Genomic DNA, 14,911 nt, shown 5'->3' on the forward strand with positions numbered 1-14,911 from the left:
GTCCGTGCCGAAAAGGGGCTCCTAGCGCGCGGGGTGCACGACCATCGCCGACCCCCCGCCCCTGCGGACCGTCTCGGCCGCCGCGAGCCAGCGACCGTCCGGGAGCCGCTGGACGCCGGTGGCCGCGCCGATCTCCGGGTTCTGCCGGAACCCGTGCCCGATGGCTTCCAGTTCGCCGCGCAGCGGGCTGTCCCACAGGCCCGGTTCCAGCTCCGTCGTCGTCTGGTTGCGCTGGCTCGCGCGCGGCGCCGCGATGGCGTCGACCAGGGGCAGGCCCCGGTCCACGAAGCCGGTCAGGGTCTGCAGGACGGTGGTGATGATGGTCGCGCCGCCGGGCGAGCCGAGGGCCACGACGGGCCGGTCGTGCCGGTCGAGCACGATGGTCGGCGCGATCGAGGACCGCGGTCGTTTGCCGGGCCCCGGCAGGTTCGGGTCGTGCACGGCCGGGTCGGCGGGTGCGAAGGAGAAGTCGGTCAGCTCGTTGTTGAGCAGGAAACCCCGCCCCGGCACGGTGATCCCGCTGCCGCCGGTCTGCTCGATGGTCAGCGTGTACGAGACGACGTTGCCCCATTTGTCGGCCACCGTCAGATGGGTCGTGTGCTCGCCCTCGTACGTCGTCGGGGCCGCCTTGTCGCCCGCCGCGCAGGGCACCGGGTGCCTCGGGTCGCCGGGTGCGAGGGGGCTGGTGAGGACGGCGTCGTCCTTGATGAGGCACGCGCGCGTGTCCGCGTACCGCTGGGAGAGCAGTTCCTTCGCGGGGACGTCCTCGAAGGCGGGGTCGCCGACCCAGCGGCCCCGGTCGGCGAAGGCGATCCGGCTCGCCTCGATGAAGCGGTGCAGATACGCGGCCTTGCTCGCCTTCGACAGGTCGGTGCGCTCCAGGATGTTCAGCGCCTCGCCGACGGTCGTGCCGCCGGACGAGGAGGGCGCGATCGAGTAGACCTTGAGCCCCCGGTAGCCGGTCTCGGTGGGCGCCTGCCGCTTGGCGCGGTAGGACCGCAGGTCGTTCAGGGTCAGGTCTCCCGGCCGGGCGACGCGTCCCGACGCGGGGTCGACCGGCGGTTTGTTGACCGTACGGACGATGTCCTCGGCGAGGGCGCCCCGGTACAGGGTGTCGATGCCCTTGCGGCCCAGTTCGTCGTAGGTGCGGGCGAGATCGGGGTTCTTGAACGTGGAGCCGACGACGGGCAGGGCGCCGCCGGGCAGGAACAGTTTCGCGGTGGCCGGGAAGTCCTTGAAACGGGCCTGGTTGCTCTCGGTCTGCGCACGGAACGTCGCGTCGACCGTGAACCCGTCGCGGGCCAGCCGCTCGGCGGGCGCCAGCAGGGTGCCGAGGCGTTTGCTGCCCCAGGCGTCGAGCGCGCTCTGCCAGGTGGCGGGGGTGCCGGGGGTGCCGACGCCGAGGCCGCTGGTGACCGCCGCGTCGAACGGGATCGGCTTGCCGTCCTCCAGGAACAGACCGGAGTCGGCGCTCAGCGGCGCGGTCTCGCGGCCGTCGATGGTGCGTACGGTGCGGGACTTGGCGTCGTAGTAGACGAAGTAGCCGCCTCCGCCTACGCCGGCCGAGTACGGCTCGGTGACGCCGAGGGCCGCCGCCGTGGCGACGGCGGCGTCGACCGCGTTGCCGCCCTTGCGCAGGATCTCGATGCCCGCGGCCGACGCGTCGGCGTCGACGCTGGCGACGGCGCCGCCGTAGCCGACCGCGACCGGAACCTTGCCGGGGGTGCCGTGCCCGCCCGGGGGCGCCTTCGACGCGGCGGCCGGTGGCGCGGTCGCGCCGACCGAGACCACCGTGGCCGCGACGGCCAGCACCAGCAGACTCCGTGACGTCCGTAGCTTCCGCGTGAGGGGGCGACGCATCCGTACCTCCAGTCAACAGCCGTCCGCGCAGCGTAACTTCACGCCCCCCGGCCCGCCACCACCCCTCGAACCCGTGTACGTGCGCCCGCTAGCATGCGCGCCCATGAATGACGACGTGCGCAACATCGTCCTCGGCGTGGTCGCGGCGGGCATCAGTGCCGCGCTGGGCTGGCTCGCCCGTACGTACCTCTGGAAGCGGAAGCTCCGCCGCAAGCAGGCGTTCTTCGGGCTGCCCGACAACTCCGAGTCCCTGCTGGTGGTGAACCGGGAGGCGGGCGGCCCCGAGCTGACCGTGATGCGGCACGATGTCTTCGCCCTGCTCGAACTCTCCGCGCTGATCAAGGACTGCGGGGCGCACGCGCAGGTCGTCGCGCACGACGCGGCGCAACAGGGGTTCGGGGAGCGCACCGAGTTCTGTGTCGGCGGGCCCGCGTCCAACCGGCGGATGGCGGCGCACATGGCGAGCCTGCTGCCCGGGATCCGGGTGAACACCGAACCGGAGCCGGGCCCGGACCGCGGCGCCTTCCAGATCGGCAGCGAGCGATACCGCATGGACGGCGGGAAGACGGAGTACGTGCTCCTCGCGCGGCTCACGGCGGGGCAGGGCGAGCGGGCCAGACCGGTGTTCCTGTTCTGCGGGCAGCGCGCCATCACCAATCAGGCGGCGACCCGCTATCTGGCCCGCCACCATGAGCGGCTGGCCCGCAAGCACGGCCAGAACTCTTTCGTCCTGCTGCTGAAGGTCGTCAATTCGCAGGCGTACGGGCCGGACGTGGTGGAGCTGGTCGCGGATGTCACGCGGGCCGCGCAGGCGCCGGCGCCCGTGCCGGAGGCCCGGACCTCGCACCGGGCCAAATGATCTCACCCGGTTCCGATCTGTGACGTGAGCGACGAAACCCGTCCAAGAGGCAACCATTCCGGACGCTCCGCCCTCTCTCCGTGCGGTTCCACTTCGCACGGAGGTACGACCCTTGAGCACCACACCGAGCACCACACGGAAGTCGGCCATGCCCGACACCGGTCGTATACGTTCCACCCGGCCACGCGGGCGTCATCTGGTCGCCGGCGGGGTCGCCGGGCTGACGGTGCTGCTCACCGCCTGCTCGGGCAGCCCGGCGGCCGGCGCGGCCGATCCGACCTCCGGCAAGGGCGGGGACGCCCCGAAGCCGAAGATCTCCGTGGTGCCGCGCGGCACCGGGGCGGCGGCGGGGAAGCCGGTGACGGTGAAGCTGGCCGACGGCGCCCTGAAGGAGGTCGCCGTCACGGACGCGGACGGCGGCCGGCTCGCCGGGAAGGTGTCGGCGGACGGGCGTACGTGGACGTCGGAGCGGGTGGCCGCGCCCGGGACGGCGTACACGGTACGGGCCACGGCGGAGGACGGCGGCACCGCGAAGGCGTCGTTCACGACGGCCGCCGCCGACAAGGTCAACAAGCTCACGCTCGCGCCCGGCAAGGACACCACGGTCGGCGTCGCCCAGCCGCTGTCGATCGTCTTCGACCACCCCGTGAAGAACAAGGCCGCCGTCGAGCGCGGCCTCAAGGTCACCACGTCGAACGGCACGACCGGCTCCTGGGGCTGGATCGCCAACCACGACGGCCGCGACCGGATCGACTGGCGCCCCGAGGAGTACTGGCGCGCCGGTACGAAGGTGAAGCTGACCGCCGAGCTGAACGGCGTCGACTCCGGGACGGGCGGAGGCTGGTTCGTACGGGACTACGCCACCCGGTTCACGGTCGGCGCCTCGCAGGTCGTCAAGGTCGACCTGGGCACCAAGCAGCTCCGTCTGGTACGGGGCGGGCAGGTCGTCCGTTCGATTCCGGTGTCGGCGGGCACGCCCGGCGGTGAGAAGGCGTCGTGGGGCGGGACATCGGTGCTGATGTCGAAGGAGGGCACGATCAACATGCGCTCCGAGACGGTGGGCCTCGGCGACGCGTACGACAAGATGGTCGACTACTCGATGCGGCTCACGTGGTCCGGGATGTACGCCCACGCGGCGCCCTGGAACGCGGGCCACTTCGGCATCGCGAACCGCAGCTCCGGCTGCATAGGGATGAGCGACACGAACGCCGCCTGGCTCTACGCCCAGCTCCGCCCCGGCGACCCCTTCGAAATCACAGGCCCAGGCTCCAAGGGCACCCCGACCCCGGGCAACGGCTATGGCGAATGGAACATGCCCTGGACGGAGTGGCAGACCAAGAGCGCTTTGAAGTGAGCGGGAGGGGGATGGTTAGTGGGTGAGGGGGCCGGGGCTGGTGGAAGAGGGGGCCAGGGCTGAGGGAAGAGGGGCGGTTGGCGGGGGGTGCCAGGGCGGGTCATCAAGGGCGGTTGCGAGGGCTGGCCGTCGGGGGCGGTTGCCACGGCAGATCGTCAGGGGTGGTTGCGAGGGGGGGCGTCGGGGGCAGTTGCCACGACTGGCCGTCGGTGGGCGGTTGCCCCGGGCCGGTTGCCACGGCTCGCCATCACAGTTGGTCGGCAGGGATGGCCGTCAGGGGCAGTTGCCAGGGCAGGTCGTCAGGAGTGGTTGCGAGGGGTGGTCGTCGGGGGCGGTTACCACAGCAGGTCGTCAGGAGTGGCCGCCGGGGGCGGTTGCCAGGGCTGGTTCCCACGGCTGGCCATCAGGGCTCGTTGCCAGGGCTGGCCATCAAGGGCAGTTGCCACGGCAGGTCGTCAGGGTCGACCGTCGGGGACGGTTGCCAGGGCTGGCCCTCAGGGGTGGCCGTCGGGGCGGTTGCCACTGCTGGACGTCAGGGCCGGCGCTGAACACTCCCCCTGAACCCCCACCACCTTCTCCCGCCGCGACGGCGAGCACCCCGAACAACCGACCCGGCGGTCACCACCACCCTCGACCACGCCACCACGCCGCCACACCACCACACCACCAGGCGACCCCACCACCGCCACCACGCCACAGCTTCACCAGGCCACGCCACGCCCTGAAACCCAGCCACCTCGCCGCCTCCCCCTCCACGCCCTGAAACCCAGCCACCTCCTCGCCTCCCCCGCCACCCCCTGAACACCCCGCCCCCTCTCCCCGCCACGACAGCGAACACCCCAAACAACCCCACCGTCAGTCACCCCCCTCCCCAAACCCCCACCATCCACTCCCCACCGCGACAGCGAACACCCCCCACAACCTCACCAGCGGTCACCGCCGACCCCCGCGACAGCGGAATATCCCCCTCCGGCGAGAGGAGAAGCCGGGCGCAGCCCACGACCGCGGAAAGGCGATCCCGCACCGACGACACCGCTCAGCCCGCCGCCAGGCGATTTGCAGGGCCCACCACACGGTGTTTTCGTGGACATACCCACCCAAACACCGCACCCGGAGCCCTGATGTCGCTCTCATCGTTCGGATCCCTCGGCGGGCAGGACCCCTTTTCCGAGTTGCTCAACCGCTTCTTCGGCATGTCCCCGGCGTCCGCGCCACCCGCTGTGCAGCGGGTCCCGATCGGCCGATTGCTGAGCGATTCGGCCCGTGAGCTGCTTGTCGCCGCGTCGGCGCGCGCCGAGAAGGACGGCAGCCCCGACCTCGACACGGAGCACCTGCTGTGGGCGGCGACCCAGGTCGCCCCGGGCCGGGCGCTGCTCGCCGACGCGGGTGCGAACCCGGACAGCCTCGCGAAGGAGATCGAGGAGGTGCTGCCGGGCGAGAGCGCCAGTGCCTCGTCGGAGCCGGGACTCACCCCGGCCGCGAAACGCGTCCTGATCGGCGCCCACGCCCGTTCCCAGGCCGCGGGCGCCTCGTACATCGGCCCCGAGCACATCCTGGGCGCCCTCCTGGACGACCGTGACTCGGGCGCCGCCCAGGTGCTCGCCCACCACGTACCGGACGCCGCACGGCTGCGCCGGGCCGCGGACGCGGCGCCGCGCAGGTCCGAGGCGCCCCCGCAGCAGAGCGACACACCGACCCTGGACCAGTACGGCCGCGATCTGACGGCCGAGGCGAAGGCGGGCCGCCTCGACCCGGTGGTGGGCCGCGCCTCCGAGATCGAACAGACCGTCGAGGTCCTGTCACGCCGGTCCAAGAACAATCCGGTGCTCATCGGCGAGCCGGGCGTCGGCAAGACGGCGATCGTGGAGGGCCTCGCGCAGCGCATCGTCGCGGGTGAGGTGCCGGGCAGTCTCAAGGACCGCCGGGTGGTCGCCCTCGACCTGTCGGGCCTGGTGGCGGGCTCGAAGTACCGCGGTGAGTTCGAGGAGCGCCTGAAGAACGTGATCGACGAGGTCAGGGCGGCGTCCGAGTCGACGATCCTGTTCATCGACGAGCTGCACACGGTGGTCGGCGCGGGCTCCGGCGGCGAGGGCGCGATGGACGCCGGCAACATCCTGAAGCCGGCCCTGGCCCGCGGTGAGCTGCATGTCGTCGGGGCCACGACGATCGACGAGTACCGCAGGTACGTGGAGAAGGACGCCGCCCTGGAGCGCCGTTTCCAGCCGGTGATGGTGCCGGAGCCGACCGTCGAGGAGACGGTCCAGATCCTGGAGGGCCTGCGCGACTCGTACGAGGCCCACCACCAGGTCCGCTTCACCGACGACGCCCTGGTGGCCGCCGCCGAACTGTCCGACCGGTACATCTCGGACCGGTTCCTGCCGGACAAGGCGATCGACCTCATGGACACGGCGGGCGCCCGGGTCCGGCTGAAGTCCCTGGGCCGGTCCACGGAGGCCGTCGAGCGCGAGGACCGGATCGCCAGGCTCCAGCGCGAGAAGGACCAGGCCATCGCGGCGGAGGATTTCGAACGGGCGTCGGACATCAAAGAGCGCATCGCCGAGGTCGAGGACGAGCTGGCGGGCGTGGCGGAGCGCCGCGAGGGCGTCATGAAGGTCACCGTCGACGACATCGCCGACGTGCTGTCCCGCCGTACCGGCATCCCGGTGTCGCAGCTGACGCAGAGCGAGAAGGAGAAGCTGCTGAAGCTGGAGGACGCGCTGCACGAGCGGGTCGTCGGCCAGGACGAGGCGGTGACGGCGGTCTCCGAGGCGGTACGGCGCAACCGCGCGGGCATGGGCGACCCGGACCGCCCGGTTGGCTCGTTCCTGTTCCTCGGCCCGACGGGTGTCGGCAAGACGGAGCTGGCCAAGGCGCTGGCCGCGCTCCTCTTCGGCGACGAGAACCGGATGGCCCGCTTCGACATGAGCGAGTTCCAGGAGCGGCACACGGTCTCCCGCCTGGTGGGCGCCCCGCCCGGATACGTCGGCCACGAGGACGCGGGCCAGCTCACCGAGAAGGTGCGCAGGCAGCCGTACAGTGTGCTGCTGTTCGACGAGATCGAGAAGGCGCACCGGGATGTCTTCAACACGCTGCTCCAGGTCCTGGACGACGGCCGGCTGACGGATTCGCGCGGCCGTACGGTCGACTTCCGGCACACCGTCGTCATCATGACGAGCAACATCGGGGCGCAGCGCATCCTCGCGCACCAGGGCGAGGTGGAGGCCGGGAGCGGCGCGCTGAGCCAGTCGCTCAAGGACGCGCTGATGGACGATCTCCGGGAGCGTTTCCTGCCGGAGTTCCTGAACCGTATCGACGAGATCATCGTGTTCCACGGCCTCGGCGACGACGACCTCACGCGCATCCTCGATCTGCTCCTGGAGCGCAGCAAGCGCCGGGTCCATGCGCAGGGGCTGCGTCTGGAGGTCACCGACGCGGCGAAGAAGCTGCTGGTCGCGCACGGTACGCAGCCGGAGTTCGGGGCCCGTCCGCTGCGCCGCACGATCCAGGCGGAGCTGGACAACCGGCTGGCGGCGCTGCTCCTCGGCGGCGAGGCGGACCCGGGCGACACGATCATCGCGGACGTCCAGAAGGACGCCCTGGTGTGTGCGGTGCGCAAGGGGTCCCCGCCGGAGCGGGACGCGGGCGGCGGCGCCCCCGCCGAGGAGACCACCGAGCTGCCGAAGTAGCCCGCGCCCACGCCCCGTACGCCTCCCGCCGCGGCGGTTGCGGTTTCCCTTCTCGTGGCTCGCGAGCAACCCGTCCGGCGCGCAGCTGACCTTCTGCTCACCGGCGGCCGACCCCCGCTACGGGTCGGTGCCACCGCGTGAGCAGTGATCTCCGGCTGCTGCCGCCGGGCGGGCCTGGCCCTGCGAGCTGCTGCTCCCCCTAGGCCCTGCCTGACACGGCCTAGAGCCTGGGGGGTGTGGGGGGAGCCCCACCTGGCAGCAGCGTCCCTGGTTCGGCCGCGGCGACGCCCGCGGCCTCCGTCTTGGGATTGCGCCGCTCGCGCCGGGCCACCCAGTGGGCGAACCAGGAGAGCAGCATGCACATCCCGATGTAGATCGGTGAGATCACCATCACCACGGGGATGAACGGCAAATCGTAGTCGAGGTTCGACGCGATCAGCTTGCCCGCGTGGAGGAACTCCTCATAGGTGATCAGATAGCCGAGCGAGGTGTCCTTGAGCGCCACCACGAGCTGACTGATGATGGCGGGCAGCATCGCGCGTACGGCCTGCGGTACGAGGACGAACGTCATGACCTGCGTCTTGCGCATGCCGAGGGCGAACGCCGCCTCGTGCTGGCCGCGTTCGACCGCGTTCACGCCGGAGCGGAAGACCTCGGCGAGGACCGAGCCGTTGTAGAGGGTGAGCCCGGCGACGAGCGCGGGCAGAGGCTGCACCTTCAGCGCCACGAAGATGAAGAAGATCATCACCAGGACGGGCATGGCGCGGAAGAACTCGACGACCAGTGTCGACAGCCAGCGCACGAACCGGTGGTCGGAGAGCCGGCCGGTGGCGAGGATGCCGCCGAGCGCGAGCGAGAGCACCGCGGCGATGCCGAACGCCTTGAGCGTGTTGCCGAGCCCGCGCAACAGCAGTTCCTGGATGCCCTTGTACTCGAACGGCATCCACTTGGTGTATGTGAACTGGTCGGTGTCGAAGAGTAGATAGATGATCCACCCGATCAAGGCGAGGATCAACACCGTACAGATGACGCCGTAGATGCGGTGCCGCTGCCGGGTGCGGGGGCCCGGGACGTCGTAGAGGGCGGTGGACTCGGGGGTGGACGGGGTGGCTCCCGCGGAGGCCGCGGGTGTGGTGGTGGCGGTCATCGGGCGACTCCCCAGCGGCGTTCCAGCACGTTGAACAGGGCGCTGATGGCGAGGGTGATGATGAGATAGCCGACGGCGATCCAGACGAACGTCCAGATGATGTTGTAGCCCAGCTCGCTCAACGTCTTGTAGGTGCCGAGCAGTTCGTTGACGCTGAACGCTCCGGCGATGGCGGAGTTCTTCGCCAGGGCGATGAGCGTGGAGCCGACGGGCGGGATCACGGACCGGAACGCCTGCGGCAGGACGACCACGGACAGCGTCTGCCCGAACGTCATCCCGAGACTGCGGGCCGCCTCACCCTGACCACGGGGCACGGTGTTGATGCCGGAGCGCAGTGCCTCGCAGATGAAGGCGGAGGTGTAGCAGCCGAGGGCGAGGATCGCGAACACCTTGAAGGGCAGCACCAGTCCGAAGCGGGGCAGGCCGAGCAGCACCGCGAAGAACAGCAGGGTGAGCGGGGTGTTGCGCAGGACGGTGACCCAGACCGTGCCGACCGCCCGCAGGGACCGTACGGGCGACACGCGGAACGACGCGATGAGGAAGCCGAGGACGAGCGCCAGGATCGAGGCGAAGACGGTGAGTTCGACGGTGCCGAGGAAGCCCTGGGCGAAGGTGGAGAAGTTGCTGGTCAATACGTTCAAGGGGGCCTCGCTCAGCTCGCCGGGTAGCGGTCGATGGCGGGTGGCTGGGGCGCGGGGACCCCGGACAGGCCGAGTGTCGCGTCGTACGCCTTCGTCCAGTCGCCGTTCTTCTCGCGGGCGGCGAGCGCGTCGTCGAGGGCGAAGCGCAGCGCGTTGTCGCCTTTGGGTACGCCGATGCCGTAGGGCTCCTTCGAGAAGGGTTTGCCGACCACCTTCAGCTCCTTGGGCGCCTTGGCCGCATAGCCGATCAAGATGGCGTCGTCGGTGGTCACTGCATCAACCTGGTACGTCAACAGGTTGTCCACACACACCGAGTACGTGTCGTACGCGACGAGCGTCGCCTTGGGATAGTCCTGCTGGATCCGCTGGTACGGGGTCGAACCGGCGGCGGAGCAGACGCGTTTGCCGTCGAGATCCTGCGGTCCGTTGATGTCGTGTTCGTCGGTCCGCACCAGCAGGCCCTGCCCGGCCATGTAGTACGGGCCGGCGAAGCCGACAAGCTTCTTGCGGTTGTCGTTGATGGTGTAGGTGCCGACGTAGTAGTCGATCTGGCCGTTCTGGAGGGCGGTTTCGCGGTTGGCCGACGCGATGGTCCTGAAGCGGATGGTGCCGGGGTCGAGGCCCAGGGACGCGGACATCATCTTCGCGATCTCGATGTCGAAGCCCGAGTAGGTGCCGGTCGCCGGGTCCTTCTCGCCCAGGTACGGCTGGTCCTCCTTGGCTCCCACCGTGAAGTAGCCGCGGGACTTCGCCCGTTTCCAGGTGCTGGAGTCCGGGAGCTGGAAGCCCTGGTCGACCGCGTAGTGGGGCAGCTTCCCGGCCGCGGGTCCCTTGGTCGGCGGGCTGCCCTCCTTTCCGCAGGCCGCCGCGGCGAGGGCGGTGAGGGCGGCGAGCAGCAGAAGGGCGAGCGCGCGGAGCGTGCGCGGAGCGCGGTGGCGTCCGCCGTGGCTGTGGCGTCCTCTGTGGCTGTGGCGTCTCACGAGACGTGTCACCGTGTCACCCCCGTCAGTGCTTGAGGATCTTGGAGAGGAAGTCCTTGGCGCGCTCGCTCTCCGGGTTGGTGAAGAAGGCCTCCGGGGTGCGGTCCTCGACGATGCGGCCGTCGGACATGAAGACGACGCGGTTGGCGGCGGAGCGCGCGAAGCCCATCTCGTGGGTGACGACGACCATGGTCATGCCCTCGCGGGCGAGCTGCTGCATGACTTCGAGGACTTCGTTGATCATCTCCGGGTCGAGTGCCGAGGTCGGCTCGTCGAACAGGAGGGCCTTCGGGTCCATGGCCAGGGCGCGGGCGATGGCAACGCGCTGCTGCTGGCCGCCGGAGAGCTGGGAGGGGAACTTCGCCGCCTGGTCGGCGAGGCCGACGCGGTCGAGGAGTTGGCGCGAGCGCCGGTCGGCCTCGTCCTTCTTGCGTCCGCGGACCTTGGTCTGCGCGAGGGAGACGTTCTGCAGAACGGTCTTGTGGGCGAACAGGTTGAACGACTGGAACACCATGCCGACCTCGGCACGCAGCTTCGCCAGGGCCTTGCCCTCTTCGGGCAGGGGTTGACCGTCAAGACGGATGGAACCGGACTGGATCGTCTCAAGCCTGTTGATCGTCCTGCACAGTGTTGATTTCCCCGACCCCGACGGGCCGATGACGACGACCACCTCCCCCTTGCCGACGGTGAGGTTGATGTCCTGGAGGACATGCAACGTCCCGTAGTACTTGTTCACGTCGTGCAGTTCGATCAACGGATCGACGGCCATGCCCTGCCCTGCCCACTGTCGGTGGTTGGTCCGGGCAAACTATCCACCGCAATATGGGACTTAACAGACGACACGCACGTATGGGCATTAACCGTATTTGCCGCATTTGAGTTACTTGGCGTACGAAATGGCCGCGTCAGGCTTCGGCGGCCTCGGCGTAGACCTGGAACAGTTCGGGGGCGCCGTTGACCGCCCAGTCGAGGCCCGCCTCCACGACTTGGATCTCACGCCCGGAGGCGAGCCGCACCACCGGGTGACCGCCCGGCCATACATGCCAGACGGCCGCGGGAACGGTACGGACGATGACCGAACCGAGGTACAGACCCGCGTCGTTGCCCAGCCAGGGCAGCAGTTCGGGGTCGTCGCGCCAGCGCGGCAGAAGTTGGTCGAGCGCGTGCAACGACCCAGCGGTGTCGTCGAGTTCGAGCCCCATCGCCCCCGCCTGGGAGCGCAGCAGCTCGCACTCCGAGAACAGTTCACTCACAGCTTCCTGGTCGTTCTCGAACACGGCCACGAGTCCGTCACCGCCGTCGGGAGACTGCCGCTTTCGCCATTTGTCCAGGAAGTCCAGGAAGTCCAGGAAGGGGATGTTCATAAGCCCAGCGTGACATTCGTACCGGCTGTCGCACCACAGGCGCGCGGACACCGCCATGGGTCGAAGTTCACAACGAAGTTCGCAAGGAAGTTCGCAAAGTGGTTCGCAAGGAAGTTCGCCCGGAGTTCGCGCGTCACGCGTTGACGCGTACCTGTTGACTCTCTAGCTTCTTGCACCACGTGTGAGGTCACCTGTCCGTGGCCGGTTCGTCACCGAGTGGGGCGAAAGGGCCATGACCGAGCGGGAGGAGTCGGTCATGCGCCGGCACTTGTGGGGTTCGGCGGCGGCGTTGGTCACCCTGGTCGCGGCGCTCGCGGCACCCGCACCGGCCGCCGCGGCGACAGCGGCGACAGCAACCCGCCCACCGGCCCACGGTCCGAACCCGGCCCCCCTCGACCGCCTCTTCGACAACCGCGCCGTCAGCGACGACGACCGCCCCGGTGACGCCGACTTCGACGGCTCCGGCGCCTCCCTCTCGGCGGGCGACCTGGCCGCCGCGGGATGGACCCCCGGCCGCTCGCTCACCGTCGAGGGCGCCCGGCTCACCTGGCCCCGGCGCGCCCCGGGCGAGCCGGACAACGTGCACGCCGACGGCCAGTCCGTCCGGCTGCGGGGGCGCGGCGACGCGCTCGCCTTCCTGGTGGCGGGCACCGGGGGCACCCCGGCCGGCGGCGAGGGCACCGTCCGCTACCGCGACGGTTCCCGGGGCACGTACCGGCTGACGGCGCCCGACTGGCGGCTCGGCACTCTTGCCACCAAGGCCGTCGCGCTCCCGCATGTCAACACCCCGGACGGTCAACTCGCCGAGCGGGCGAAGCTGTACGCCGTGACGGTGCCCCTGGTCCGGGGCCGCGAGGTCGAGTCGGTGGTGCTGCCGCGCGACACGGGCCCGGATCTGCATGTGTTCGCACTGGCGGTGCGTACGGCGACGACCGGCTGGACCGGCACCTGGGCGGCGCCGACGGCGACCTACGCGACGGTGGGGCCCTGGACCGACCGGACGCTACGACTCGTCGCGCACACCTCCGTGGGCGGTTCCCGGGTGCGGATCCGCTTCGACAACACGTTCGCGTCGGCGCCGGTACGGATCGGGAGCGCCACGGTCGCCGTGCAGGGGGCGGGCGCGGCTGCGCGGAACACCCCCGTCCGGCTGACGTTCGGCGGTGCGAGCGGCGCCGAAGCCCCGGCGGGCGCCCAGGTGTTCAGCGACCCGCTGGCCTTCACGGTGGAGCCGGACAGCAATCTGCTGGTGAGCTTCCATCTGCCGGGCACGGTGACGGCGGCGCCCCTGCACCGGGAGGCGGTGCAGGTGTCGTACGTGAGCGGGCCCGGCGACCACACGGCCGACGCGGGCGGGGACGCGTACCCCTCGACCCTCACGACGTGGCCGCTGCTCGCCGGGATCGATGTGAGCGGCGGACCGGGGTCCGTGGTGCTGCTCGGTGACTCGATCACGGACGGCGCCCGGTCGACGCAGAGCGCGAACCGCCGCTGGCCGAACGTGCTGGCCACGCGGCTCCTGAACCAGCGCGAGGTGCCCCGTTACGGCGTGCTCAACCAGGGCATCTCGGCGAACCGGGTGGTCGCCGACCGGTATCCCGGCGACGGTGTCTCCACGGACTCTGGCGGGGTGAGCGCCCTGCACCGCCTCGACCGCGATGTGTTCGCGCAGCCGTCGGCCCGTACCGTCGTCGTCTTCCAGGGGGTCAACGACGTCCGCTGGGGCACGTCCGCCGATGACGTGATCGCCGGGCTGCGGGAGATCGCCGCGCGGGCGCACGCGCGCGGGCTGCGGGTGCTCTCGGCGACGATCGCGCCCTGCGCGGGCGAAAGCCTCTGCACCCCGGACGCCGACGCGCGGCGCACCGCGATCAACGCGTATCTCCGGGACAGCGGGGGCGACTTCGACGCCGTGCTCGACTTCGACCGGGTGCTGCGCGACCCCGCGCAGCCGTCGCGGATCCTGCCCGCCTTTGACAGCGGGGACCATCTGCATCCGGGCGACACGGGGCTCGCTGCGCTCGCCGACTCGGTGGACCTGCGGCTGCTCAGGCCGTGAGCCGCAGTCGCCCGGTGGATCACGGCCGTCTCACACGTCCAGGTCGACCACCACCGGCGCGTGGTCCGACGCGCCCTTGCCCTTGCGCTCCTCACGGTCCACGTACGCGTCGGAGACGGCCTTCGCGAACGCCTCGTTGCCGTAGACGAGGTCGATGCGCATGCCGCGGTTCTTCGGGAAGCCGAGTTGGCGGTAGTCCCAGTAGGTGAAGGGGTGGTCGTACTTCAGCGGGCGCGGCACCACATCGGACAGGCCCGCGTCGCGCAGGGACGCGAGCGCCGCACGCTCGGCCGGGGTGACGTGGGTGGCGCCCTCGAAGAGGCTGATGTCCCAGACGTCGTCGTCGGTCGGCGCCACGTTGTAATCGCCCATCACCGCGAACGGCCTGCCGCCCGCCGCGTCGTCAGCGACCGCCGCACGCAGGGCCTCGAACCACTGGAGTTTGTAGGCGTAGTGCGCGTGCTCGACCTCGCGGCCGTTGGGCACGTACACCGACCAGACGCGGACCGGGCCGCAGGTCGCCGAGACCGCGCGGGGTTCCCGCACGCCGTCGTACCCCGGGTCGCCCGGCAGGCCCTTGACGACGTCCTCCAGGCCGATGCGGGAGATCACCGCCACGCCGTTCCACCGGCCGGTCGCGTGCACCGCCGACTCGTATCCCAGCTCGCGCAGTTCGGCGGCCGGGAACTGCTCCTCGGTCGTCTTGGCCTCCTGCACGCACAGCACGTCGGTGCCGCTGCTCTCCAGCCAGGCGAGGAGCCTCGGGAGGCGCGCGGTGATCGAGTTCACGTTCCAGGTCGCGATGCGCATGCCTCACAACCTACCCGGCGGGTACGACAACGGGCCCGGCCCCCGGGTTGGGGGAGGCTAGGGTCTTTCGTTTGGATCAGGCCGGATCAGGGAGCGGGGTCTGGTGCCGTGCATCGCAAGGCGGAGGAGGGAGTCAGGGCGGCGCCCTGGC

The 14,911-nt window shown here is 70.6% G+C and carries 11 protein-coding genes; 4 read left to right on the forward strand and 7 right to left on the reverse strand.

The genetic code is table 11. The features are described from left to right. Positions 1 to 21: 21 nt before the first annotated feature. Positions 22 to 1,860 (reverse strand): gamma-glutamyltransferase, encoded by a 1,839-nt coding sequence (gene ggt, locus ACIQNU_RS38005; RefSeq protein WP_401375476.1) that lies wholly within the window; start codon positions 1,858 to 1,860, stop codon positions 22 to 24. A gap of 103 nt (positions 1,861 to 1,963) precedes the next feature. Between ggt and ACIQNU_RS38010 the strand changes: the two genes are divergently transcribed. The 3 genes from ACIQNU_RS38010 (at position 1,964) to ACIQNU_RS38020 (ending at position 7,759) form a co-directional block, all read left to right on the forward strand. Next, positions 1,964 to 2,719, forward strand: coding sequence for a hypothetical protein (locus tag ACIQNU_RS38010; RefSeq protein ID WP_401375479.1), 756 nt, complete (start codon positions 1,964 to 1,966; stop codon positions 2,717 to 2,719). A 148-nt stretch (positions 2,720 to 2,867) separates the two neighbouring features. Beyond that, entirely contained in the window at positions 2,868 to 4,073 is a 1,206-nt protein-coding gene (locus tag ACIQNU_RS38015; RefSeq protein WP_401375482.1) for an Ig-like domain-containing protein, read from the forward strand. A 1,121-nt stretch (positions 4,074 to 5,194) separates the two neighbouring features. Then, a complete protein-coding gene (locus ACIQNU_RS38020) occupies positions 5,195 to 7,759 on the forward strand; it encodes an ATP-dependent Clp protease ATP-binding subunit (protein ID WP_401375485.1) in 2,565 nt (854 codons plus the stop codon). Positions 7,760 to 7,979: 220 nt separating this feature from the next. Here the strand turns inward: ACIQNU_RS38020 and ACIQNU_RS38025 are convergent, their stop codons facing one another. The 5 genes from ACIQNU_RS38025 to ACIQNU_RS38045 form a co-directional block, all read right to left on the reverse strand. Next, complete coding sequence (locus tag ACIQNU_RS38025) at positions 7,980 to 8,906, reverse strand: amino acid ABC transporter permease (protein WP_401375488.1); 927 nt, start codon at positions 8,904 to 8,906, stop codon at positions 7,980 to 7,982. Then, the gene (locus ACIQNU_RS38030; protein WP_401375491.1) at positions 8,903 to 9,547 is read right to left on the reverse strand and encodes an amino acid ABC transporter permease; all 645 of its coding nucleotides are present in this window, start codon (positions 9,545 to 9,547) and stop codon (positions 8,903 to 8,905) included. The genes ACIQNU_RS38025 and ACIQNU_RS38030 overlap by 4 nt, the downstream gene beginning before the upstream one ends. Before the next feature lie 11 nt (positions 9,548 to 9,558). After that, the gene (locus ACIQNU_RS38035) at positions 9,559 to 10,446 is read right to left on the reverse strand and encodes a glutamate ABC transporter substrate-binding protein (protein WP_401375514.1); all 888 of its coding nucleotides are present in this window, start codon (positions 10,444 to 10,446) and stop codon (positions 9,559 to 9,561) included. 106 nt (positions 10,447 to 10,552) lie between these two features. Then, positions 10,553 to 11,296: an amino acid ABC transporter ATP-binding protein gene (locus tag ACIQNU_RS38040; protein WP_401375494.1), complete on the reverse strand. Its 744-nt coding sequence runs from the start codon at positions 11,294 to 11,296 to the stop codon at positions 10,553 to 10,555. A gap of 136 nt (positions 11,297 to 11,432) precedes the next feature. Further along, positions 11,433 to 11,891: a DUF6278 family protein gene (locus ACIQNU_RS38045; RefSeq protein ID WP_401375497.1), complete on the reverse strand. Its 459-nt coding sequence runs from the start codon at positions 11,889 to 11,891 to the stop codon at positions 11,433 to 11,435. Positions 11,892 to 12,147: 256 nt separating this feature from the next. On the opposite strand from ACIQNU_RS38045, the gene ACIQNU_RS38050 reads away from it, so the two are divergent. Next, positions 12,148 to 13,950, forward strand: coding sequence for an SGNH/GDSL hydrolase family protein (locus ACIQNU_RS38050; RefSeq protein WP_401375500.1), 1,803 nt, complete (start codon positions 12,148 to 12,150; stop codon positions 13,948 to 13,950). Between the two features lie 30 nt (positions 13,951 to 13,980). Here the strand turns inward: ACIQNU_RS38050 and ACIQNU_RS38055 are convergent, their stop codons facing one another. Next, complete coding sequence (locus ACIQNU_RS38055) at positions 13,981 to 14,760, reverse strand: exodeoxyribonuclease III (protein WP_401375503.1); 780 nt, start codon at positions 14,758 to 14,760, stop codon at positions 13,981 to 13,983. Positions 14,761 to 14,911 lie beyond the last annotated feature (151 nt).

The sequence above is a fragment of the Streptomyces sp. NPDC091292 genome (assembly GCF_044757265.1).
Classification (GTDB): Bacteria; Actinomycetota; Actinomycetes; order Streptomycetales; family Streptomycetaceae; genus Streptomyces.